The organism is Martelella mediterranea (assembly GCF_021021415.1).
GTDB classification, from domain to species: Bacteria; Pseudomonadota; Alphaproteobacteria; order Rhizobiales; family Rhizobiaceae; genus Martelella; species Martelella mediterranea_C.
The window spans coordinates 59,749-81,379 of sequence record NZ_JAINWJ010000020.1; the positions used below are offsets into that span (position 1 = coordinate 59,749).

Genomic DNA, 21,631 nt, shown 5'->3' on the forward strand with positions numbered 1-21,631 from the left:
ACATGCGATGATGAAAAAAGCGATGATTTGTCTTCTGGCCGGTTCGGCGATGCTGGGAGGAAGCGCCAATGCGGCGGTCTTTCCCGCATTCGGCAAGGCGGCCGGACAGAACACGCAGGTGGTTCAGGTCCAGGCTATGGATCCGTCCCTCAGGATTCAGCAGCTTGAGGAGCAGGTGCGCAACCTGACGGGCCAGGTCGAGGATCTCGGCTTCCAGATGCTGCAGATGGAAGAGAAGATCCGCAAGATGCAGGAGGACATGGAGTTCCGCCTGCAGGATCTTGAAAGCGGCATGGCGACGCCGCCCTCCAACGGTGCTGGCAATGCCGCCAGCGCCGACAGTGATGCGACGGCCACGATGGATGCGCCGCCGCCGAACCCGGAACCCTCGGCGACCGCCGATGTGCCGGCCGATCTGCCCGAGGCGGCCGAAGGCGGAGGGTCCGATGCCGATTTCTACAAGCTCGCCTATGATCTCATTCTCTCCGGCGATTACCAGCAGGCCGAAGAGGCTTTCGGCGAGTTCGTGCTGAGCTATCCCGACAGCCCGCTCATTCCCGATGCCAGCTTCTGGCTCGGGGAATCGATGCTGGCGCAGCAGAAATACAATGAAGCTGCCAAGACATTCCTGAATGCCTACAAGGCCTATGGCGATTCCGCCAAGGCGCCGGAAATGCTGCTGAAACTCGGCCAGTCGCTTGCCGGAATGGACAACAAGGACGCCGCCTGCGCCACCTTTGCCGAAGTGCCGACGCGTTACCCGAACGCCGCCCAGGCCGTGCTGACCAAGGCCCAGGCCGAGATCAGGGCCAATGGATGCTGACCGCGGTGTCAGCCGGATCACAGACATTTTCTGAAGCGGAAACCGCCCTCGATGCCGCCCACAGCTTTGTAAGTCGTCTCAAGCCGGGCTGTCATGTTCTGGTCGCGGTGTCCGGCGGCAGCGATTCGCTCGGGCTGCTGGCGGCACTTTGCGAAGCCGCGGACGAATTTTCCCGCCGCGATATCCGCATTTCCGCTGCGACGGTCGACCACGGCCTGCGTGCGCAATCCGCCGATGAAGCGGCATCGGTCGCGCGCTTCTGCGCCATCCGCGCGATTGGACACGAAACGCTTCCCTGGCGCGGCGAAAAGCCGGCGACGGGGCTTTTGGCCGCCGCCCGCGACGCCCGCTATCGTCTGCTGGCAGACCATGCCGCTCGGATCGGCGCGGATGTGATCGCCGTGGCCCACACGCTTGATGACCAGGCCGAGACGCTGGAGATGCGCAAGGCCCGCAACCCCGACCCGCCGGTTTCCGGCATGGCGGCGGAAACGCTTCTGATGGGGCGCGCCTGGGTGGTGCGGCCATTTCTATCTGTTTCTCGCCAGTCGATCCGCGACCTGCTGGTCACGCGCGAAATTGCCTGGATCGACGATCCCTCCAATGACAACGCCCGCTTTGAACGCGTTCGGGTGCGGCAATCCCTGGAAGGCGCGATCGCGGCGCCGGGCGCCGAGGCCACTATGGCCGGGCATATGCGCGCCCGCCTTTCAGAAGCCGCCGCTGGGCTTTTCGATGCCTCCGTGCGCATTCATGGCGCGGCCGTGGCCGAAATCGATCTAGAAGCGATTGCGGCCAATTCGGATGCGGCGCGCTATCTGCTGAAGACGTTGACGGCGATCATCGGCGGCGAGACCCACGGTCCCGGAAAAGCGGCGCTTGCCGATATTCTGGCGATGGCCGAAGCGCCGCATGGCGCGCGCATGACGGCCGGGCGCTGCCTGTTCGAGCGCAACCGGACGCGGCTGTTCATGCTGCGCGAACGGCGCGGCCTTGAGCGCATCGAGGTTCTACCGTGGACGACGCGCATTTGGGATGGCCGGTGGCGGATCGACAACCGCACCGACGCAATGGTCGAGATCCGCCCCGCCAGCCTGGACGGCGAACCTGTCGAAGCCTTCGCCGCGCTTCCGCCCCGCCTGTCGAAGCTGGCGCATTCGACCATGCCGTCCGCAGGGCAGGGCGCATTGCCGCAAGGGGTCGCAGTGAGCCGCATCCTGTCGCCCCACCGGTGCTATCTGCCCGGTTTCGATCTGGCGCTGGCCAACCGGATGGCGGAAGCTTTCGGGGTTTCGCCTTTCCCCGCGCCGGGCTATTTCGTCGCGGAAGATTAAACTTGGGATGCGCTTGTCTTGGCAAGACATGGCGTCGACCCTATGTTAGGCGTAACTCAGCGGCACCAATGTGCCGATCATATGATTTCGGGGATTTTGATGAACCCAAACTTACGCAATATTGCGCTGTGGGCCATAATCGCGTTGCTGCTGGTCGCGCTTTTCAGCATGTTCCAGTCAACGCCGTCGCATAACGGCGCGACGCAGGTGGCTTATTCGCAGTTCGTCAGCGATGTCGATTCCGGCAAGGTCAAGGATGTGACCATTACCGGCAACACCATCACCGGCACTTATTCCGGCGGCGGCGGCAAGACATTCCACACCTATGCCCCGGTTATCGACGATTCCCTGCTCACCAAGCTGGAAAACGCCAATGTGAATGTGGATGCCAAGCCGGTGAATGACGGCTCCGGCGGTATCCTGAGCTATGTCGGCACGCTTCTGCCGATGCTCCTGATCCTCGGCGTCTGGCTGTTCTTCATGCGCCAGATGCAGGGCGGCTCGCGCGGTGCGATGGGCTTCGGCAAGTCCAAGGCCAAGCTTCTGACCGAGGCCAATGGCCGCGTCACCTTTGACGATGTCGCCGGCGTGGACGAAGCCAAGCAGGACCTTGAGGAAATCGTCGAATTCCTGCGCGATCCGCAGAAGTTCCAGCGCCTCGGCGGCCGCATTCCGCGCGGCGTGCTGCTGGTCGGCCCGCCCGGTACCGGTAAGACGCTGCTGGCCCGCTCGGTCGCGGGCGAGGCCAATGTGCCGTTCTTCACCATCTCCGGCTCGGACTTCGTTGAAATGTTCGTCGGCGTTGGCGCATCGCGTGTGCGCGATATGTTCGAGCAGGCCAAGAAGAACGCGCCCTGCATCATCTTCATCGACGAAATCGATGCGGTCGGCCGTCATCGCGGCGCCGGTCTCGGCGGCGGCAATGACGAGCGTGAGCAGACGCTGAACCAGCTTCTGGTCGAGATGGACGGCTTCGAGGCCAATGAGGGCGTGATCCTGATTGCCGCTACCAACCGCCCCGACGTTCTGGACCCCGCGCTTCTGCGTCCCGGCCGTTTCGACCGTCAGGTCGTGGTGCCGAACCCGGATATCGTCGGCCGCGAACGCATCCTGAAGGTACACGCCCGCAATACGCCGCTTGCCCCGAATGTCGACCTCAAGGTCGTTGCCCGCGGCACGCCCGGCTTTTCGGGCGCCGATTTGATGAACCTCGTCAACGAGGCCGCGCTGATGGCCGCAAGGCGCAACAAGCGCCTGGTTACCATGGCGGAATTCGAGGATGCCAAGGACAAGATCATGATGGGCGCCGAGCGGCGTTCCACCGCGATGACCGAGGCGGAAAAGAAGCTGACGGCCTATCACGAGGCGGGACATGCGATGGTGGCGCTCAAGGTGCCGGTGGCCGATCCCGTCCATAAGGCGACGATCATTCCGCGTGGCCGCGCGCTTGGCATGGTGATGCAGTTGCCCGAGGGCGACCGCTATTCGATGAGCTACAAGTGGATGATCTCGCGCCTCGCCATCATGATGGGCGGACGCGTTGCCGAGGAAATCACCTTCGGCAAGGAGAACATCACCTCTGGCGCCTCCTCCGATATCGAGCAGGCCACCAAGCTTGCCCGGGCGATGGTGACGCAGTGGGGCTTCTCCGATGAACTTGGCCATGTCTCCTATGGCGAGAACCAGCAGGAGGTCTTCCTCGGCCATTCGGTTTCGCAGAGCAAGAACGTTTCTGAGTCGACCGCCCAGAAGATCGACAGCGAAGTCCGCCGCCTGATCGACGAGGCTTATGCCGAGGCGACCCGGATACTGACCGAGAACCGCGAAGGCTTCGTGCAGCTCGCCGAGGGTCTGCTCGAATACGAGACGCTGTCCGGCGACGAGATCAAGGCGATCCTGAAGGGCGAGAAGCCCGCCCGCGATCTCGGCGACGATACCCCGCCCTCGCGCGGTTCGGCGGTTCCCTCCATGGGGCCGAAGAAGGACGCGCCCGCGCCGGCAGACGGCAAGGGCGACGGGTTCGAACCGCAGACCAATTGACCATTCAACCGCCGGCCCCAAAGCCGGCGGTTTTTTGTTGGCGTCTGGAGTTGCGTCCCGGAGGGCGTTTGTGGGCTACTGGTCAATCGCGCCACGGTAACGCCATGTTAGCGGTGTTGACGTTATTTTACGTGCCCTGAGGGCGATAATCTGCGAAGACACTCTCGTTTGTATTTTAGCTTTGGAGCGACGCGACGCGCGCGGCGCTGAAGAGGATTGCCATGACACGTAAATATTTCGGTACCGACGGTATTCGCGGTCAGTCCAATGTTTTTCCTATGACGCCGGATCTGGCGATGCGCGTGGGCATCGCTGTCGGCACGATCTTCCGGCGCGGCGATCACACCCACCGCGTGGTGATCGGCAAGGATACCCGGCTTTCCGGCTACATGCTGGAGAATGCGCTGGTGGCGGGCTTCACCGCGGCCGGCCTCGATGTCTATCTGCTCGGCCCGATCCCGACGCCCGCCGTCGCTATGCTGACGCGCTCGCTGCGCGCCGATGTCGGCGTGATGATCTCGGCGTCGCACAACCCCTTTGCCGATAACGGCATCAAGCTGTTCGGACCCGACGGCTACAAGATGTCCGACGAGATCGAGGCGCGGATCGAAGCGCTGATTGACCGCGACAACTTCCATGCCCAGCTTGCCCGCTCGCACGAGATCGGCCGCGCAAGCCGCGTTGACGGCGACATCTATCGCTATATCGAGTTCGTCAAGCGCACCCTGCCGCGCGATGTCACGCTGCATGGCCTCAGGGTCGTGGTCGATTGCGCCAATGGCGCGGCCTACAAGGCAGCCCCGACGGCGCTCTGGGAACTCGGCGCCGATGTGGTCGAGATCGGCACGGAGCCGGACGGCCTCAACATCAACAAGGAATGCGGCTCGACCTATCCCAAGACACTGCAGGAAAAGGTGCATGAGGTGCGCGCCGATATCGGAATCGCGCTCGACGGCGATGCCGACCGCGTCATCATCGTCGACGAGCAGGGCAGCATCATCGATGGTGATCAGGTGATGGCGGTGATCGCCGGCAATCTGGTTGAGGACAAGGAATTGAAGGGCGGCGGCGTTGTCGCCACCGTCATGTCCAATCTCGGCCTCGAGCGCCACCTGAACGGCATGAATCTGGATCTGGTGCGCACCAAGGTCGGCGATCGCTACGTCGTCGAGCATATGCGCAAGAACGGCTACAATGTCGGCGGCGAGCAGTCCGGCCATATCGTGCTGTCCGATTTCGGCACCACCGGCGACGGGCTGGTGGCGGCGCTGCAGGTGCTGGCCGCCGTCAAGCGCGCGGGCAAGCCGGTCAGCGAGGTCTGCCGCAAATTCGATCCCGTGCCGCAGCTTCTGCGCAATGTCCGCATCACCGCCGGCGCGGCGCCGCTGGAAGACGGCAATGTCAAGAAGGCGATCGCCGATGCCGAGGCCGAACTGAAAGGCCGCGGCCGCCTGGTAATCCGCCCCTCGGGCACCGAGCCGCTGATTCGCGTCATGGCCGAGGGCGACGATCCGGCACAGGTCGAAAGCGTCGTCTCGGGCCTGATCGACGTGATTGCGAGCGTGCGCACGGCTGCGTGATTTCGTCACACTACATCGCCGCCCATAATCTCTCCCCTTGAGGGAGAGATGCCCCGACAGGGGCAGAGAGGGGTGAACCCTCTCAACGGGTCCGGAGCTTGCGGTTTATGCCCTATACCCCTCTCTGTCGCTTTCGCGACATCTCCCCCTCAAGGGGGGAGATTGATGGCTGAGATATCGTGAGCGCCACCGCGGTATTCGGTCGTCTGGCAGTCGGCAAAATACCACGCGCGGCTGATTTTGCCCTTTTAAGCCGTCACAATTATTTCGCTTGCCAAGACCCCAAAGCTTCCATATATCCGACGGCGGGACACCTCTCCCCAACGAGAGGCCACTATCTGAAAGGGTAGACTATGACTGATATGACCAAGCCGGACGTGCGTCCGGCCAATCCCCGCTTTTCTTCTGGCCCCTGTGCGAAGCGTCCCGGTTGGACGCCCGAAGCGCTCAACGATGCGCCACTTGGCCGTTCCCATCGTGCGAAAATCGGCAAGGCGAAGCTCAAGGAAGCGATCGACCTTACCCGCGAAATCCTCGGCGTTCCCGGCGATTACCGCATCGGCATCGTGCCGGCGTCGGATACCGGCGCGGTCGAGATGGCCCTGTGGTCGCTGCTCGGCGAACGCGGCGTGGACATGCTTGCCTGGGAATCGTTCGGTTCGGGCTGGGTGACCGATGTCATCAAGCAGCTCAAGCTCAAGGACGCGCGCAAGATCGAAGCGCCCTATGGCCAGCTCCCCGACCTTTCCACTGTCAATTTCGACAATGACGTGGTCTTCACCTGGAACGGCACCACCTCGGGCGTTCGCGTTCCCAATGCCGATTTCATTCCCTTCGACCGCAAGGGGCTGACGATCTGCGACGCGACGTCCGCCGTGTTCGCGCAGGCTCTCGATTTCAACAAGCTCGATGTCGTCACCTTCTCCTGGCAGAAGGTGCTGGGCGGCGAGGGCGGCCATGGTATCCTGATCCTCTCGCCGCGCGCTGTCGAGCGGCTGGAGAACTACACCCCGGAATGGCCGCTGCCGAAGATCTTCCGCATGACCAAGGGCGGCAAGCTGATCGAGGGCATCTTCGTCGGCGAAACCATCAACACCCCCTCCATGCTCTGCGTCGAAGACTATCTCGATGCGCTGAAATGGGCGAAACAGGTCGGTGGCCTTGAAGGTCTGATGGCCCGCGCTGACGCCAACGCCAAGGTGATCTTCGATTTCGTCGAGAACAACGACTGGATCGAAAACTTGGCGGAAGCGCCGGAAACGCGCTCCAACACCTCCGTCTGCCTCAAGATCGTCGATCCGGCCGTTCTGGCGCTTGACGATGCCGGACAGGCCGCCTTTGCCAAGGCGATCGTGTCCGCGCTCGACAAGGAAGATGTCGCCTACGACATCGGCGCCTATCGCGATGCGCCGTCCGGCCTTCGCATCTGGGCTGGCTCCACGGTGGAAACCGCCGATATGGAAGCGCTGATGGGCTGGCTCGATTGGGCCTTCCGGGCTGAAAAGGCCAAGCTTTCCGACAAGGCGGCCTGAGGCCTGCTGCACTGATGGCTTGCGCCGGCTGGCGCGAGCCCCTTTCCCGGTGAAAATTCTCTTTGAAGGAGGCCATCATGGCACCTCGCGTACTCGTATCCGACGCGCTGTCGGAAGCTGCCGTCCAGATATTCAAGGATCGCGGCATCGATGTCGATTTCCAGCCGAAGCTCGGCAAGGACAAGGAAAAGCTGCTCGAAGTCATCGGCCAGTATGACGGCCTGGCGATCCGCTCGGCCACCAAGGCGACCGAGAAGCTGATCGAGGCGGCGACCAATCTCAAGGTCATCGGCCGCGCCGGCATCGGCGTCGACAATGTCGACATCCCGGCCGCATCGCGCCGCGGCATCATCGTCATGAACACGCCGTTCGGCAACTCGATCACCACGGCCGAACATGCGATCTCGCTGATGCTGGCCGTTGCCCGCCAGATCCCCGCCGCCGACGCCTCGACCCAGGCCGGCAAGTGGGAGAAGTCGAAATTCATGGGCGTTGAGATCACCGGCAAGACGCTCGGCGTCATCGGCGCCGGCAATATCGGCTCGATCGTCTGCAACCGCGCGCTCGGCCTGAAGATGAACGTCATCGCCTTCGACCCCTTCCTGTCGCAGGACAAGGCCGAGAAGATGGGCGTCACCAAGGTCGAACTCGACGAGCTTCTGGCCAAGGCCGACTTCATCACGCTCCACGTTCCGATGACCGACAAGACCCGCGGCATCCTGAATGCCGAGGCGCTGGCCAAGACCAAGAAGGGCGTGCGCATCATCAACTGCGCCCGTGGCGGCCTTGTGGACGAGGCGGCGCTCGCCGAAGCCATCAAATCCGGCCATGTCGCCGGCGCCGGCTTCGACGTATTCGAAACCGAGCCCGCCACCGAGAGCCCGCTTTTCGGCCTCGAAAACGTGGTTTGCACACCGCATCTCGGCGCTTCGACCACGGAAGCGCAGGAAAACGTGGCGCTTCAGGTTGCCGACCAGATGTCGGATTACCTGCTGAAGGGCGCTGTTTCCAACGCGATCAACATGCCCTCGATCTCTGCCGATGAGGCCCCGCGCCTGAAGCCGGTGATCAAGCTGGCGGAAGTGCTCGGCGGTTTTGCCGGCCAGGTGACCGAAAACCCGATCAAGCAGGTCGAGGTGCTCTATGACGGCATCTTCGCCGACATGAACACCACGGCGCTGACCAGCGCGATGCTCGCCGGCCTGCTGCGCCCGGTCGTGGCCGACGTCAACATGGTGTCGGCGCCGATCATGGTGAAGGACAAGGGCATCATCCTGCAGGAAGCAAAGCGTGATAAATCAGGCGTTTACGATGGTTATATCAAGCTGACGATCACCACCGAGAAGCAGACCCGCTCGGTCGCCGGCACGGTGTTTTCCGATGGCAAGCCGCGCTTCATCCAGATCAAGGGCATTAACATGGATGCCGATGTCGGTCGCCACATGATCTACATCGCCAACACAGACGTGCCCGGCATGATCGGCTTCATGGGCTCCACGCTCGGCGATGCCGGCGTCAACATCGCCAACTTCCAGCTCGGCCGCGACAACCAGGGCGGCGATGCGATCGCGCTGCTCTACGTTGACGAGGAGCCGAAGCAGGAGGTTCTCGACAAGCTGCTCGCCCATCCGGCGATCAAGCAGGCGAAGCCGCTGGAATTCGCGGTCGAATAAAGGCAGTTTCTGAAAATATCGGCCCGGCTTCCTTTTGGGAGCCGGGCTTTTTTTGTGTCGAAAGTGCTCTACATTGACGAAGATGTATCCGCGAACACGTCAATTGAAGAGAGTATGAATGCCTGAAACATGTATCGGCTGCCGCGATGGCGAGGCCCTGGCATTTGATTTCTCCATGGCATTTCAGCCGATCATCGATCTCCGCGACGGCTCGATTTTTGCCTATGAGGCGCTGGTGCGCGGCACTGCCGGCGAGGGGGCTGCCTCCGTCTTGAGCAAGGTGACGCAGGACAACCTCTATGCGTTCGACCAGCGCTGCCGCGTCAAGGCGATCGAGCTTGCCGGCGGGCTCGGACTTGTGGAGACAGGGGCGCGGCTCTCGATCAACTTCATGCCGCGCGCGATCTATGAGCCGCGGGCCTGCATCCGGCTGACCCTGTCCGCCAGCCGTCGCTGCGGCGTGCCCGCCGAGCGGCTGATTTTCGAGTTTACCGAAGGCGAGCAAATCGATGCCGATCGGTTCAATGCGATCCTCACGGTCTATGAGGAGCTCGGTTTTGGCACCGCGATCGATGATTTCGGCGCCGGCCATTCCGGACTGTCGCTCCTGGCCGACGTCACGCCGTCGATCCTCAAGCTGGATATGGCGCTGGTGCGCGGCATCGACAGTAGCCGCTCGCGCCAGAGGATTGTTCGTCACATGCTGGCCCTGGCCGGCGAGATGTCGGTCGAGGTGATCTGCGAGGGGGTTGAGACCGCGGCGGAACTGGATACCCTTGCGGGTCTCGGGGCCGGACTGGTGCAGGGCTATCATCTCTGCCGGCCGCTGTTCGAACGGCTCGCGACGCCGGAGGAAATAAACGGGCGCGGCTGAACCGCGCCTCTACATGACAAGGAGAGGATCATGCAGACATCCGCGCTGAACGCGCTCGATCGGGCGTTGGAGCAGCTTTCGGCTGCCGGCTTCACGATGGGCCCGGCATGGGAGGAGACCCATGAACTTTGCCAGGGGCATGAGGGTGAAAGCCTGTTTGATGCCGCTCACGCGCTCTGCCACCGGATCGAAGGCGATGACGGCAATGCCGGCTATTGGTACCGGCGCGCCGGAAGGCCGGTTTCGACGGGAAGTCTTGCGGAGGAATGCGCGGCGCTGCGGGCGGAGATTGCCGGGGCCTGATCACGGCGCCCACCCGAGTCATTCCAGGATGAAGAAAGGGCCGTGCCTTCTTAAAAGGCGCGGCCCTTTCTAGTCGCACTCAATTATTTGCAAGTTCGACCGCCGGCGGGCTCCACGCGCCGCTCAAAACGGCGAGCTCCGGCCAGTAGAGGCGCATGGTCAGGCTGAAGTGGCCGCTCTCGGGCGCCGGCAGCCAGTTGGCTTCCTTGTCCTTGCCGGGCGATTTGCGCTGGATGTAGATATCGACCGAGCCGTCGGGGTTTTTCTTCAGCGGATCGTTGCTGCCGAGCGTGTAGCGGTCGATCGGGTTCTTGGCGAAGAACTGATCCTGATTGTAGAGCGTGACCGACCAGAAGGCGCGCGCCGGCGGAGTCTCGCCCTTGTCGAAATGCAGGACGTAGTTGTTGGAACTGTCGAACGGATTGCCATCGGCGTCCACGAAGGCGCTGGGGTAGACCGCATCGACCGGCTTGTTGGCGCCAAGCCCGCCAAAGGCGACGCCTGCGCGATGCATGTAGTCTGAGCCGTAGCTGCCGATCCCGGTCAGATTGATCCGCCAGCCGTTGACGAGTTCGCCGGACTTCACCCAGGTGTTCTTGATGAAGGGCAGAACCTTCGCGGGCGCCTCTGCGATGGCGTCCTGCACGGCCTGCGGCTGTTTCGACGGATCGTAGCTTTCGCCGGGCACCAGTCCGATCTGGCGCATCAGGTCGACGGCGGAATCGTCGTTGGCGTGGGGCGGGTTTTTCTTCATCAGTTCGGCGAAGCGCTGAAAGAAGGCCGCGCCGTCGAGTTTTTCGATCTGGGTGACCGGCGAGGTCATGTCCTGCGCGGCGTTGACCGTGCCTTTTGGCGCAACATAGTCGGTGCCCCAGGCGCTGAGCGGCACGGCCTTCAGGCCTTTCTGGAAGGCATGGACGGCATCATAATCGTCCTTGCCCCTGGTTTCGATGCGTCCGAGCATCCAGCCATTGGCCGTGGGGCTCTGATAGGCCCTTACACCGTCCGGCAGTTTACCCTGCCAGCCGGGACCGACGATCGCGAAAGCATAGGCGTCATCGCCGGTGGTCCGGCTTCCGGGTGAGGCATAGACCTCGGTCCACTCATCCATCATCTGGAAGAGGTAGTACCGCCCCTTCGACGGCGGAACCGAAACGATCAGCGGCTCCTTCGAAACATCATAGGTGAGCGAGGAATAGAGCGTGTTGGCATTGGGCCGGACGACGGTATCGAAGGAGGCATCGGGAAAGGCCGTCAGATTGGCGAACTGGTTGATCGGCGCGCTGACGCCCCCCGGCTCGGCGACATTGGTGGAGATCGCCGTGCTGACATCCATCAGCACCATTGGATAGGCCATGACATAGATCGAATAGACGATGGCCTTGGCCTGTTCCTCGGTCAGCGGGCTTTTGGCCTCGACCTGGGTCTGGGCAAACAGCGGAGCGTTGACCACCGGCGAGAATGTCACCGCGAGACTGAGCGCGGCAATGGCAACTGGTTTTAGCTTCATCGGGTATCTCCTCTAGGTTGTGATACCCGAGTTAGCGGCAAAGTTGAAGAAATTTTGTGACGTGTAATAGTTTCGGGACCGCGGCAGGTTGACGCAGACCGCGTACGGTCTGTCGCAGGAGGCGCGGCGGTATCGAATCGCCGCGCCCCTTATTCACCGGTTGTCCGGCTGGCTGCGCACCAGTTCCAGTCCCCTTGCGGTGATCTGGTAGGGGCGGCCGCCGCGCGAGCGGATCGCTCTCTTGGCCTTCAGCTTGCGGAACAAGGTCAGATCGAGACCCGGATAGCGCCAGCCTTCGCGGGTGTAGCAGTCGATCCGCTCGATCTTGCGTTTTTCGGTTCTGATGAGTTCGATCCTGCCGCCCTGGGCGAGCAGGTGTAGAATGCGCTGTTCATCGCGCGAGATGTCCATGGTCGTCAATTCCGGATGGGCGTCCTGAAGACGCGTGAAAACGTTTCCCGCAAGCCATTGCCATGCGGGGCTCTTCGTTTTCGGCCGCTGCGCGCATCATGCCCCAAGGGGCAGAGCGGGCAGGGCCCTTACCGGGATTCCTGACGGTTAGACATAAACACTCCGTGTTGACCGACACGAGATAATCTCACTGCGGCTGAAGGTCAAGGTTTTGAAGGGCTGCGGCCCACCCAATCGCTTGCGTCTTGCCCCACTTTGCTCTACCTCACCAACGATATCCCGTGAATGAACGATGAGCTGACCATGACCATTGTCGATACCCGCACGCCCGATCCCAAACGCCTGATTCCCGGCGCCACCGGCGATTGGGAAGTCATCATCGGTCTTGAGGTGCATGCGCAGGTCACCAGCAATGCGAAGCTGTTCTCCGGCTCGTCCACCACTTTCGGCAAGGCGCCCAACGCCAACGTCTCGCTGGTGGATGCGGCCATGCCCGGCATGCTGCCCGTCATCAACGAGGAATGCGTGAAACAGGCCGTGCGCACCGGTCTCGGCCTGAAGGCCAAGATCAACAAGCGTTCGATCTTCGACCGCAAGAACTATTTCTACCCCGACCTACCGCAGGGCTACCAGATTTCCCAGTACAAGGACCCGATCGTCGGAGAGGGCACGATCACGATTTCGCTCGGGCCCGACAAACAGGGTAATTTCGAGGATATCGAGATCGGCATCGAGCGGCTGCATCTGGAGCAGGACGCCGGCAAGCTGATGCATGACCAGCACCCCTCATTCTCCTTCGTCGACCTGAACCGTTCGGGCGTGGCGCTGATGGAGATCGTCTCCAAGCCGGACCTGCGCTCGGCCGACGAGGCCAAGGCCTATGTCACCAAGCTGCGCACCATCGTGCGTTATCTCGGCACCTGCGACGGCAATATGGACGAAGGGTCGCTGCGCGCCGATGTGAATGTCTCCGTGCGCAAGCCGGGCGGTGAATTTGGCACGCGCTGCGAGATCAAGAACGTCAACTCGATCCGCTTCGTCGGGATGGCGATCGAAAGCGAGGCCCGCCGCCAGATCGATATTCTGGAAGACGGCGGCGCGATCGACCAGGAGACCCGCCTGTTCGATCCGGTCAAGGGCGAGACCCGGTCTATGCGCTCCAAGGAAGACGCGCATGACTACCGCTATTTCCCCGACCCGGACCTGCTGCCGCTCGAATTCGACGATGCCTTCATCGCGGAACTGGCGAAGGATCTGCCGGAACTTCCCGATGACAAGAAGGCCCGTTTCGTCGAGAAGCTCGGCCTGTCGGTCTATGACGCCTCGGTGCTGGTTTCCGACAAGGCGGTGTCCGATTATTACGAGAAGCTGGCCGAAGGGCGCGACGCCAAGGCTGCGGCGAACTGGGTGATCAATGATCTGCTCGGCGCGCTCAACAAGGCGAGCAAGGGCATTGACGAGACACCGGTCTCGCCGGAACAGCTCGGCGCCATTCTCGACCTGTTGAAGGAAGGCGTGATTTCCGGCAAGATCGCCAAGGACCTGTTCGAGATCGTCTGGAACGAGGGCGGCGACCCGAAAAAGATCGTCGAAGAGCGCGGCATGAAGCAGGTGACCGATACCGGCGCGATCGAAAAGATCGTTGACGAGATCATCGCCGCCAATCCGGAACAGGCCGCAAAGGTCAAGGACAAGCCCTCGCTTGCCGGCTGGTTCGTCGGCCAGGTGATGAAGGCTTCTCAGGGCAAGGCCAATCCGCAGGCGGTGCAGGCGCTGGTCAAGGAAAAGCTGGGCGTCACGGAGTAAGCCTATGTTCTTTGTCCGCACGGCAATGGAGGCGGATATCCCGGCGGTGTGCAGCCTGCTGGCCGAGACCTGGCATGTGACCTATGACGAGATTCTCGGGCCGGAAAAGGTCGAGACGATCGTCAATAGCTGGTTGTCTCCCGAGGCGATGCTGCGTCGGCTGCGCCGGCCCCATGGCGAGTTCCTGGTGGCCGACAGCGGCACGATGATTGGCGGCATGGCCTTTGCGGCACCCGACAAGGATAACGCCGAGACCGTCAATCTCAGCCAGCTTTACGTGCTTCCAGGCTTTCAGCGCCAGGGTATCGGCGAACAGCTTTTTGCCGAGATCGAAACCTGCTTTCCGAATGCGAAGCGGCTCGCACTGGAGGTCGTTCCGCAGAACGCTCCGGCGATCCGCTTCTATGAGGCGCATGGCATGCGCGAGGTCGGACGCCACAATGAATGCGGCGCGCCCAATTCCGGCATCCCGGCCATCCGCATGGAAAAGGACCTTGCCAATGTCTGAACGGGCGGCTGATCTGGAAAATCTCGTCATCCGCGAGGCGCGGCTTGACGATTTGCCGGTGCTGATCTCGATCTTCGCCGCCGACACGCTCGGCGGGCATGGCGACACCACCTCTGACGAGGCCTATGATGATTACCGGGATGCCTTCGAGGCGATCAAGGCATCGGCGAGCAACACGCTTTATGTGGCCGAGCTTGACGACATGATCGTCGGCACGTTCCAGACCACCTATATCCGCACGCTGACGGGCAGGGGCGGCGCGTCGCTGACGATCGAGGCGGTGCAGACGCATCCCGACTGGCGCGGGCGCGGCATCGGGAGCAAGATGATCGAAGCCGCGATCGATGAGGCGAAGATCGAGGGCTGTCGGCTGGTGCAGCTGATGTCCAACGCGGCGCGGGAAGACGCCCACCGCTTCTATGAGCGGCTCGGCTTCCGCCAGTCGCATCATGGTTTCAAAATGAAACTTCACGGCGCATGAGACGTCTCGTCGCTCTGGACAAGAGCGGCATGACGCGCCATACACGGGTTATATGCAAAAGGCCGCACGGCCGGACGAAGGAAAGAAAATGGCTGGCTTTCTGACCAAGATGTTCACCTGGTGGAACGGATCGACCATTGGCACGGATGTGTTTACGCGCCGCTTCGGCAAGAAGGTCGGCGAGGACGAGCTCGGCAACATCTATTATGAAGGCGGCATGTCCACCTATGGCCTGAAGCGCCGCTGGGTGATCTACAAGGGCTATGCCGACGCCTCCGCCATTCCCCCCGGCTGGCACGGCTGGATGCACCACCGCATCGACACGCCGCCGACCGAGCAGGGCTACAAGCCGCGCGAATGGGAAAAGCCGCATAACCCCAACCAGACCGGCACGGCCTACGCCTATCGCCCCAAGGGCTCGCTCGCCGTTCAGGGCGAGCGCAACCGCGTCACCGGCGACTACGACGCCTGGACGCCGGGCGACTGACTGTGTTTCTGCCGCATTTGGACGGTAACGAATCGTTCGCCGGCGTGAGAATGAGACAAGCGCGCTATTCGCCGCGTCAAACTGCTGACAAGCCTGTCCTTTTTACGGACGTCATCCTCGGCCTTGTGCCGAGGATCTAACCACCGCTCCACACGAGCGGAGTTGGCGTTGTGAAGGGATTGTACTTGGATAGTTTGTTTGGTCCGAGACGCTTGTCGTTTTGATACGTGCTTAGACCCTCGGGACAAGCCCGAGGGTGACGAAAGAGACTGGGCGGGCTTTGTCAGCAACCGCGCGGCAGTCGCCCCGTTTCCAGTTTAGAGGGATGAATGATGCGTCAATCGGGTTTCGGAAAAGTGGCCGCGACATTCGGCCTCGTCGCGGCGACGCTCGTAGCGGCGACGCCAGCACTTGCCGCCCGTGTTGAAAACCCGGTCGCCGTGTTCGGCGGCATCGACAAGATTACCGGCCGTACCTACACCTTCGACGCCTATGTCGGCGAGACCGTGCAGTTCGGTCGCCTCCAGGTTACCCCGCGCGTCTGCTATTCGCGCGATGACACCGAGGAGCAGCGTATCGACGCCTTCGTGCAGGTCGACAAGGTGTCGCTGCAGAACGATGTCAGCCGCATCTTCTCGGGCTGGATGTTCGCCGATTCGCCGGCGCTCAACGCCGTGGAAGACCCGATCTACGACGTCTGGCTGACGGATTGCGTGGCGAGCGCGGACGTGCCTGCGCCCTAATGACGCCTCACGGAAACGGCTGATCCGGCCACACCAGCGCGGCGTTCAGAAGCGTCATATACCGATCCTTTGAGATATCGATCGCGCCCATCGTCTTCAGATGATCGGTGGTGAATTGTGTGTCGAGAAGCTGGAACCGGTTGGCCCTCAACCGCTCCACCAGATGCACCAGGCAGATCTTCGAGGCATTCGGCCGGCGGGAAAACATGCTCTCGCCGAAAAAGGCGGCCCTCAGCGATACGCCGTACAGCCCGCCGACAAGCGCGCCATCCTCATAGGCCTCCACAGAATGGGCGTGGCCCATGCGGTGTAGCGCGTTGTAGAGCGAGCGGATTTCGGCGTTGATCCAGGTTTGCGGACGATCCGGCGCGGGCATGGCGCAGGCGGCCATCACGCCGTCGAAATCGTGGTTGAAGCGGATTTCGTAAGGGGACCTGCGCAATTGCTTGCGCAGGCTGTGGGAGATATGCAGGCCGTCCAGCGGGATAATCCCGCGGACTTCCGGCTCGACCCAGAACAGCTCGGTATCCTCGGCCGATTCGGACATGGGGAAGAGGCCGATGCTGTAAGCATTCAAAAGCAGTTCCGGGGTTATGCCGCTGCCTTTTGCGCTGCCTCTTTCCATGAGCTACTTCGGTTTGTTTTCCAGATAGTGTTCCAGCCAGTGGATATCATAATCGCCGTTGGCGATATCCTGGTTTGCGATCAGATCCTGAAAAAGCGGCAGGGTCGTGTCGATGCCGTCGACGACGAATTCGTCGAGCGCCCGCTTCAGCCGCATCATGCATTCCACGCGGGTGCGGCCGTGAACGATCAGCTTGCCGATCAGGCTGTCGTAATAGGGCGGGATCTTGTAGCCCTGATAGACGCCCGAATCGATGCGCACGCCAAGCCCGCCGGGGGCGTGGAAATGTGTGATCGTGCCCGGCGAGGGCCGGAAGGTCGCGGCATTTTCCGCATTGATGCGGCATTCGATCGCGTGGCCGGAGAAGGTGATGTCCTTCTGGCTGACCGAAAGCCCGGCGCCTGCGGCAACTCGAATTTGCTCATGCACAAGGTCGATGCCCGTGATCGCCTCGGTGATCGGGTGCTCCACCTGCAGGCGGGTGTTCATCTCGATGAAGTAGAACTCGCCGTTTTCATAGAGGAATTCGATCGTGCCGGCACCGCGATATTTCATCTTGCGCATGGCGTCGGCGCAGATCTCGCCGATCTTCATGCGCTGCTCGACGTTGAGCGCCGGCGAATTCGCCTCTTCCCAGACCTTCTGGTGGCGGCGCTGCAGCGAGCAGTCGCGTTCGCCGAGATGGACGGCATCGCCCTCGCCATCGCCGAACACCTGCACTTCGATATGGCGCGGCTTGTCGAGGTATTTTTCCATGTAGACGGAATCATTGCCGAAAGCGGCGCCTGCTTCCCCGCGCGCGGTGCGGTAGGCCTCGATCAGGTCGTCCTTGGAGCGCGCGAGCTTCATGCCGCGCCCGCCGCCGCCGGCCGTCGCCTTGATCAGCACCGGATAGCCGATCTCTTCCGCCGTACGGAAGGCGTCGTCATCGGTATCGACCGAGCCGGCGGAGCCGGGAACCACCGGAATGCCGAGATCTTCCGCAGTGGTCTTCGCGGTGATCTTGTCGCCCATCATGCGGATATGTTCGCTAGTGGGGCCGATGAAGGTGATGCCGTGGGCCTCTAGAATCTCGGCGAACTTGGCGTTCTCGGAGAGGAAGCCATAGCCCGGATGCACGGCGTCCGCGCCGGTGATCTCGCAGGCGGCGACGATCTGGTGAATGTTGAGATAGCTCTCGCGCGAGGAGGGCGGGCCGATGCACACGCTCTCGTCGGCAAGGCGCACATGCATGGCGTCGGCGTCGGCCGTGGAGTGCACGGCGACGGTCGCGATGCCGAGCTCCTTGCAGGCGCGCAGGACGCGAAGCGCGATTTCGCCTCGGTTGGCGATCAGGATCTTGGAAAACATGAGCTCTGCCACCCGTTATTCGATGACGACGAGCGCTTCGTCGAACTCGACCGGCTGGGCGTCATCGACGAGGATCTGCACGATCTTGCCGCTCTTGGGCGCGGGGATCTGGTTCATCGTCTTCATGGCTTCGATAATCAGCAGGGTCTGGCCTTCCTTGACGTTGGCGCCGACTTCGATGAAGGGGCGGGCGCCGGGCGCGGGCGCGAGATAGACCGTGCCGACCATGGGCGCCTTGACGGCGTCGTCATGCTTCGGCGCGGCGACAGCGGCGGCCGGCTCTGCGGCAGCGGAAGGCACGGGCGCAGCCGGAGCGGCGGACGGGGCAGGGGCGTAGTGCATCATCTGCTGCGGAGCCGCCATGACTTCGCGCGCGACGCGGATGCGCATGCCCTCCTGCTCGACCTCGATTTCCGTCAGTTCGGTATCGTTGAGGATGACCGCCAGTTCACGCACGAGCTTCGCGTCAACAGCCTTCTTCTGTTCTGCCATGGGATGTTTTCCTTTGTTCTTGTTATTCCGCGAGGGTTTTGAGAGCGCGTATCGCCAGAAGGTAGCTATCTTGTCCGAAGCCACAGATAACCCCCTTCACCGCAGGCGATATCATGCTCTTGTGGCGAAACGCCTCGCGGGCATGAATGTTGGAGATATGGAGCTCCACGACCGGCACGGCAATGGCGCGGATCGCGTCGTGAAGCGCAATGGATGTATGCCCGTAGGCACCGGGATTGATGGCGACGCCGGCCGCCTTCTCATTGGCCTCGTGAAGCCAGTCGACAAGCACGCCCTCATGATTGGACTGCCGGAAGTCTATCGAAAAACCGAGTTCTTCGCTGAGTTTGCGGCATTCCGTCTCAATTGCGGCGAGCGACATATCGCCGTAAATGCCGGGCTCGCGCTGGCCCAGCAGATTGAGATTTGGTCCATTGAGGACGAAGATCGCGCGTGTCATGCATCAATTCCGGTTTCGCCTTCTCCTATAGACGTTCAAGCCTTACAGGAAAAGCCCCAAGACACACCGTTGCCGGGATGTGGTTAAGCTTGTTCAGCCAAAAATAGTCAAGAACACACGCCCTTGCCGCAGTCGCGGATATTGTCGATGGTTTGCTGAAGGCGGTCCGCGCCGACCGCGCCCGGCAGCATCACATCGCCGACAATATAGGAGGGGGTGCCGGAGACGCCGAGCGCGCCGGCGAGGCCGAAATGCTCCTGAAGAGCCTCTTCCGCCGGGTGTTCCTGCATGGCCTGGTCGATCGCCTGATCGTCGACGCCGAGGGAGGCCGCCACGGCGCGGGCGGTCGCCTCGGTCGCGCGCGAGCCGGAGCCCATCAGCGCGCGGTGGAATTCCTCGTACTTTTCAGGCGCGGCCTTGAAGAAAGCGTAGGAGATGCGTTGCGTGGCTTCGGATTCCGGGCCAAGCACGGGAATTTCCTTGAGCACGAAGCGGACATCGTCATTGGTGGCGATGATCGCGTCCATGTCGTCAAGCGCGCGGCGGCAATAGCCGCAATTATAGTCGAAGAACTCGACGACGGTGATCTCGCCGTCCGGATTGCCCATCACGCTGTCATAGGCCGGCAGATAGAGCTTGTCCTGGTTCTGGGCGATCACCTGTGAGGCCTGGGCCTGCTGCTCATCCGCCTGCTTGCGCTGAAGCGCCACCTGCACGTCCAGCAGCACTTCCGGGTTGCTCATGAGATAATCATGAACCCGCTCGCCGAAATCTGCCTGTGCCGGCGCGGCCGCCGCTGTTTGCGTGTTCTGCGGGGCGAAATGGTAGATCGCTGCCGTCGTGGCCGCCGCCGATGCGATCGCCGTCGCAAAAATAGCGGTCACCGCCAGTGTCAGTCCCTTTGAAGACATGTTCTCCCCTTTAGGCATCATCGTCTCGCCCGGCTGGGCCGACATGCGAAACAGTCCTTGGTTGTGCGCGGCCCCGCGCTTTCAGGCCCGGCACGCTGATAAAAACCAATTGTGCGCAAATGGCGGCGTTGTCCATAGCGACGGGATCAATTCTGCCGCCCATCCGATCAAAATCCCGTTTTTTTGCGCTGCGGCATTGCGGGGGCGGGGTTATTGGTTCATCCCGGAACCGGATCATCTGAAAGAGGAAACTGCATGCCGTCGAAGCGCAGCGACATCGATTCATTCCTGGCCATGGACGTTCTGGCAGAGGCGAACCGGCTGAAAAAGGCTGGCCGGCCGGTGATTTCCATGGCTGTCGGCCAGCCCTCGCATCCGGCCCCTGACGCCGCACTCGCGGCCGCCCGCGCGGCGCTTGAACACGGACGTCTCGGTTACACCGACGCCTTCGGCCGCGAAAGCCTGCGCATGGCGATCGCCGAGGATTACCGCGCGCGCATGGGCATCGCCATCGATCCGGCCCGCATAGCCGTCACAACGGGGTCATCGGCCGGCTTCAACCTCGCATTCCTGGCGCTGTTCGATGCGGGCGACGCGGTTGCGATCGCAAGGCCGGGTTACCCCGCCTATCGCAACATCCTGAAGGCGCTCGACCTCAAGGTGGTCGAGGTGGATGCCAATGCCGAGCATGACTTCACGCTGACGCCCGAGGCGCTGGAGGCGGCGGAGAAGGCCCACGGCGTTACGCTTGCCGGCGTGCTGCTCGCAAGCCCGGCAAACCCGACCGGCACGGTCACCGGTCGCGCCGCGCTGAAGCGGCTTGCCGACTGGTGCCATGATCGTGGCACCGCCTTCATCTCCGACGAGATCTACCACGGCCTGGTGTTTTCGGGCGAGGAGGCAAGCGCGCTTTCATTCACCGACGAGGCGGTGGTGATCAATTCCTTCTCGAAATATTACTGCATGACCGGGTGGCGGATCGGCTGGATGGTGCTGCCGGAAAAACTGGTGCGGGTGTTCGAGCAATTGACGCAGAACATCTATATCTGCGCGCCCGACCTTTCCCAGATTGCCGCGGAGGCGGCTCTTTCTGAACGAAAGCAGCTCGACGGCTATTGCGAGATTTACCGCAACAACCGCAATTTCCTGACCAGCGCGCTGCCGGCGATCGGCCTTCCGGTCGCCTCGCCGATGGATGGGGCGTTCTACGCCTATGTCGATGTCTCGCGCTACACCAATGACAGCCTCGCCTTCGCCCGGCAGATCCTGCACGAGGCCAATGTCGCGGTCACGCCCGGCGTCGATTTCGATCCGGAAAACGGCGGGCGCTTTCTGCGGCTGTCCTACGCGGGCACCGAGGCCGAGATCGCCGAGGCCGTGGAGCGGATCGGTAACTGGCTGCCGGCGAGATAGTCGCAACGTCATGCCGCGTTCGTCCTGCGAACATGGCAATTGGCACGCGGAGGCGGACTTGCTCCCAATACTCTCTCCCGCTGGCGGGAGAGATGCCCCGAAAGGGGCAGTGAGGGTGGATCAGCGTTTCAAATCGTGAGGGCGTTCGCGGTGATAGGCTCCCCCCTCACTGTCGCTTTCGCGACATCTCTCCCCGCCGGGGCGAGAAGATTGGGTGGCTGTGCGGAAAGACCCTGGGTTAAAAGTCCAAAACAAAAAGCCGCCGTTTTCGCAAA

Annotated in this window: 21 protein-coding genes; 14 read left to right on the forward strand and 7 right to left on the reverse strand. The window is 62.2% G+C overall.

Going from position 1 to position 21,631, the window contains the following annotated elements:
- Window positions 1-10 precede the first annotated feature (10 nt).
- From ybgF to K7H91_RS14050, 8 genes are all read left to right on the forward strand, one after another.
- Window positions 11-823: a tol-pal system protein YbgF gene (ybgF, locus tag K7H91_RS14015; RefSeq protein ID WP_230720893.1), complete on the forward strand. Its 813-nt coding sequence runs from the start codon at window positions 11-13 to the stop codon at window positions 821-823.
- A gap of 5 nt (window positions 824-828) precedes the next feature.
- Window positions 829-2,157, forward strand: coding sequence for a tRNA lysidine(34) synthetase TilS (tilS, locus tag K7H91_RS14020; protein WP_230720894.1), 1,329 nt, complete (start codon window positions 829-831; stop codon window positions 2,155-2,157).
- 99 nt (window positions 2,158-2,256) lie between these two features.
- Window positions 2,257-4,197 (forward strand): ATP-dependent zinc metalloprotease FtsH, encoded by a 1,941-nt coding sequence (gene ftsH, locus K7H91_RS14025; RefSeq protein WP_230720895.1) that lies wholly within the window; start codon window positions 2,257-2,259, stop codon window positions 4,195-4,197.
- A 221-nt stretch (window positions 4,198-4,418) separates the two neighbouring features.
- The gene (gene glmM / locus K7H91_RS14030) at window positions 4,419-5,777 is read left to right on the forward strand and encodes a phosphoglucosamine mutase (protein ID WP_230720896.1); all 1,359 of its coding nucleotides are present in this window, start codon (window positions 4,419-4,421) and stop codon (window positions 5,775-5,777) included.
- A gap of 353 nt (window positions 5,778-6,130) precedes the next feature.
- Complete coding sequence (locus K7H91_RS14035) at window positions 6,131-7,309, forward strand: phosphoserine transaminase (protein ID WP_230720897.1); 1,179 nt, start codon at window positions 6,131-6,133, stop codon at window positions 7,307-7,309.
- 77 nt (window positions 7,310-7,386) lie between these two features.
- A complete protein-coding gene (gene serA, locus K7H91_RS14040) occupies window positions 7,387-8,982 on the forward strand; it encodes a phosphoglycerate dehydrogenase (protein WP_230720898.1) in 1,596 nt (531 codons plus the stop codon).
- Window positions 8,983-9,100: 118 nt separating this feature from the next.
- Window positions 9,101-9,856: an EAL domain-containing protein gene (locus K7H91_RS14045; protein ID WP_230720899.1), complete on the forward strand. Its 756-nt coding sequence runs from the start codon at window positions 9,101-9,103 to the stop codon at window positions 9,854-9,856.
- A 30-nt stretch (window positions 9,857-9,886) separates the two neighbouring features.
- Complete coding sequence (locus K7H91_RS14050) at window positions 9,887-10,159, forward strand: hypothetical protein (protein ID WP_230720900.1); 273 nt, start codon at window positions 9,887-9,889, stop codon at window positions 10,157-10,159.
- Window positions 10,160-10,238: 79 nt separating this feature from the next.
- Here K7H91_RS14050 and K7H91_RS14055 read toward each other — a convergent pair whose 3' ends face one another.
- Window positions 10,239-11,669, reverse strand: coding sequence for a DUF1254 domain-containing protein (locus K7H91_RS14055; RefSeq protein ID WP_230720901.1), 1,431 nt, complete (start codon window positions 11,667-11,669; stop codon window positions 10,239-10,241).
- A gap of 153 nt (window positions 11,670-11,822) precedes the next feature.
- Window positions 11,823-12,080, reverse strand: coding sequence for a YjhX family toxin (locus K7H91_RS14060; protein WP_026173266.1), 258 nt, complete (start codon window positions 12,078-12,080; stop codon window positions 11,823-11,825).
- Between the two features lie 303 nt (window positions 12,081-12,383).
- On the opposite strand from K7H91_RS14060, the gene gatB reads away from it, so the two are divergent.
- The 5 genes from gatB (at window position 12,384) to K7H91_RS14085 (ending at window position 16,105) form a co-directional block, all read left to right on the forward strand.
- Complete coding sequence (gene gatB / locus K7H91_RS14065) at window positions 12,384-13,886, forward strand: Asp-tRNA(Asn)/Glu-tRNA(Gln) amidotransferase subunit GatB (RefSeq protein WP_230720933.1); 1,503 nt, start codon at window positions 12,384-12,386, stop codon at window positions 13,884-13,886.
- Between the two features lie 4 nt (window positions 13,887-13,890).
- Window positions 13,891-14,394, forward strand: coding sequence for a GNAT family N-acetyltransferase (locus tag K7H91_RS14070; protein ID WP_230720902.1), 504 nt, complete (start codon window positions 13,891-13,893; stop codon window positions 14,392-14,394).
- A complete protein-coding gene (locus tag K7H91_RS14075) occupies window positions 14,387-14,875 on the forward strand; it encodes a GNAT family N-acetyltransferase (protein WP_230720903.1) in 489 nt (162 codons plus the stop codon). Before K7H91_RS14070 ends, K7H91_RS14075 begins: the two co-directional genes overlap by 8 nt.
- A gap of 88 nt (window positions 14,876-14,963) precedes the next feature.
- Window positions 14,964-15,362, forward strand: a complete 399-nt coding sequence (locus tag K7H91_RS14080) for an NADH:ubiquinone oxidoreductase subunit NDUFA12 (RefSeq protein ID WP_230720904.1) — start codon at window positions 14,964-14,966, stop codon at window positions 15,360-15,362.
- Between the two features lie 332 nt (window positions 15,363-15,694).
- On the forward strand, window positions 15,695-16,105 hold the full coding sequence (locus K7H91_RS14085) for a DUF2155 domain-containing protein (protein ID WP_230720934.1): 411 nt from the start codon (window positions 15,695-15,697) through the stop codon (window positions 16,103-16,105).
- Between the two features lie 7 nt (window positions 16,106-16,112).
- On the opposite strand, the gene aat is transcribed toward K7H91_RS14085, so the two are convergent.
- The 5 genes from aat to K7H91_RS14110 form a co-directional block, all read right to left on the reverse strand.
- Window positions 16,113-16,730 (reverse strand): leucyl/phenylalanyl-tRNA--protein transferase, encoded by a 618-nt coding sequence (gene aat, locus K7H91_RS14090; protein ID WP_230720905.1) that lies wholly within the window; start codon window positions 16,728-16,730, stop codon window positions 16,113-16,115.
- 3 nt (window positions 16,731-16,733) lie between these two features.
- Window positions 16,734-18,080, reverse strand: a complete 1,347-nt coding sequence (accC, locus tag K7H91_RS14095; protein ID WP_230720906.1) for an acetyl-CoA carboxylase biotin carboxylase subunit — start codon at window positions 18,078-18,080, stop codon at window positions 16,734-16,736.
- 15 nt (window positions 18,081-18,095) lie between these two features.
- Entirely contained in the window at window positions 18,096-18,572 is a 477-nt protein-coding gene (gene accB / locus K7H91_RS14100; RefSeq protein WP_230720907.1) for an acetyl-CoA carboxylase biotin carboxyl carrier protein, read from the reverse strand.
- Window positions 18,573-18,594: 22 nt separating this feature from the next.
- Window positions 18,595-19,032 carry a type II 3-dehydroquinate dehydratase gene (gene aroQ / locus K7H91_RS14105; RefSeq protein WP_230720908.1) on the reverse strand — a complete coding sequence of 146 codons (438 nt, stop codon included), beginning with the start codon at window positions 19,030-19,032 and terminating at the stop codon, window positions 18,595-18,597.
- 107 nt (window positions 19,033-19,139) lie between these two features.
- The gene (locus K7H91_RS14110; protein ID WP_230720909.1) at window positions 19,140-19,943 is read right to left on the reverse strand and encodes a DsbA family protein; all 804 of its coding nucleotides are present in this window, start codon (window positions 19,941-19,943) and stop codon (window positions 19,140-19,142) included.
- Window positions 19,944-20,198: 255 nt separating this feature from the next.
- Here K7H91_RS14110 and K7H91_RS14115 point away from each other — a divergent pair, with 255 nt between their 5' ends.
- Window positions 20,199-21,356, forward strand: a complete 1,158-nt coding sequence (locus K7H91_RS14115; RefSeq protein ID WP_230720910.1) for a pyridoxal phosphate-dependent aminotransferase — start codon at window positions 20,199-20,201, stop codon at window positions 21,354-21,356.
- Window positions 21,357-21,631: the final 275 nt, after the last annotated feature.

What these genes read in the sequence shown, in the direction of transcription:
- K7H91_RS14045 (WP_230720899.1), top strand. Translation starts at nt 9,101, where the DNA reads ATGCCTGAAACATGTATCGGCTGCCGCGATGGCGAGGCCCTGGCATTT.
- accB (WP_230720907.1), bottom strand. Translation starts at nt 18,572, where the DNA reads ATGGCAGAACAGAAGAAGGCTGTTGACGCGAAGCTCGTGCGTGAACTG.
- K7H91_RS14115 (WP_230720910.1), top strand. Translation starts at nt 20,199, where the DNA reads ATGCCGTCGAAGCGCAGCGACATCGATTCATTCCTGGCCATGGACGTT.
- accC (WP_230720906.1), bottom strand. Translation starts at nt 18,080, where the DNA reads ATGTTTTCCAAGATCCTGATCGCCAACCGAGGCGAAATCGCGCTTCGC.
- K7H91_RS14050 (WP_230720900.1), top strand. Translation starts at nt 9,887, where the DNA reads ATGCAGACATCCGCGCTGAACGCGCTCGATCGGGCGTTGGAGCAGCTT.
- ftsH (WP_230720895.1), top strand. Translation starts at nt 2,257, where the DNA reads ATGAACCCAAACTTACGCAATATTGCGCTGTGGGCCATAATCGCGTTG.
- K7H91_RS14085 (WP_230720934.1), top strand. Translation starts at nt 15,695, where the DNA reads ATGCGTCAATCGGGTTTCGGAAAAGTGGCCGCGACATTCGGCCTCGTC.
- K7H91_RS14035 (WP_230720897.1), top strand. Translation starts at nt 6,131, where the DNA reads ATGACTGATATGACCAAGCCGGACGTGCGTCCGGCCAATCCCCGCTTT.
- ybgF (WP_230720893.1), top strand. Translation starts at nt 11, where the DNA reads ATGAAAAAAGCGATGATTTGTCTTCTGGCCGGTTCGGCGATGCTGGGA.
- K7H91_RS14080 (WP_230720904.1), top strand. Translation starts at nt 14,964, where the DNA reads ATGGCTGGCTTTCTGACCAAGATGTTCACCTGGTGGAACGGATCGACC.
- K7H91_RS14060 (WP_026173266.1), bottom strand. Translation starts at nt 12,080, where the DNA reads ATGGACATCTCGCGCGATGAACAGCGCATTCTACACCTGCTCGCCCAG.
- glmM (WP_230720896.1), top strand. Translation starts at nt 4,419, where the DNA reads ATGACACGTAAATATTTCGGTACCGACGGTATTCGCGGTCAGTCCAAT.
- K7H91_RS14070 (WP_230720902.1), top strand. Translation starts at nt 13,891, where the DNA reads ATGTTCTTTGTCCGCACGGCAATGGAGGCGGATATCCCGGCGGTGTGC.
- serA (WP_230720898.1), top strand. Translation starts at nt 7,387, where the DNA reads ATGGCACCTCGCGTACTCGTATCCGACGCGCTGTCGGAAGCTGCCGTC.
- aat (WP_230720905.1), bottom strand. Translation starts at nt 16,730, where the DNA reads ATGGAAAGAGGCAGCGCAAAAGGCAGCGGCATAACCCCGGAACTGCTT.
- K7H91_RS14075 (WP_230720903.1), top strand. Translation starts at nt 14,387, where the DNA reads ATGTCTGAACGGGCGGCTGATCTGGAAAATCTCGTCATCCGCGAGGCG.
- gatB (WP_230720933.1), top strand. Translation starts at nt 12,384, where the DNA reads ATGACCATTGTCGATACCCGCACGCCCGATCCCAAACGCCTGATTCCC.
- K7H91_RS14055 (WP_230720901.1), bottom strand. Translation starts at nt 11,669, where the DNA reads ATGAAGCTAAAACCAGTTGCCATTGCCGCGCTCAGTCTCGCGGTGACA.
- K7H91_RS14110 (WP_230720909.1), bottom strand. Translation starts at nt 19,943, where the DNA reads ATGTCTTCAAAGGGACTGACACTGGCGGTGACCGCTATTTTTGCGACG.
- aroQ (WP_230720908.1), bottom strand. Translation starts at nt 19,032, where the DNA reads ATGACACGCGCGATCTTCGTCCTCAATGGACCAAATCTCAATCTGCTG.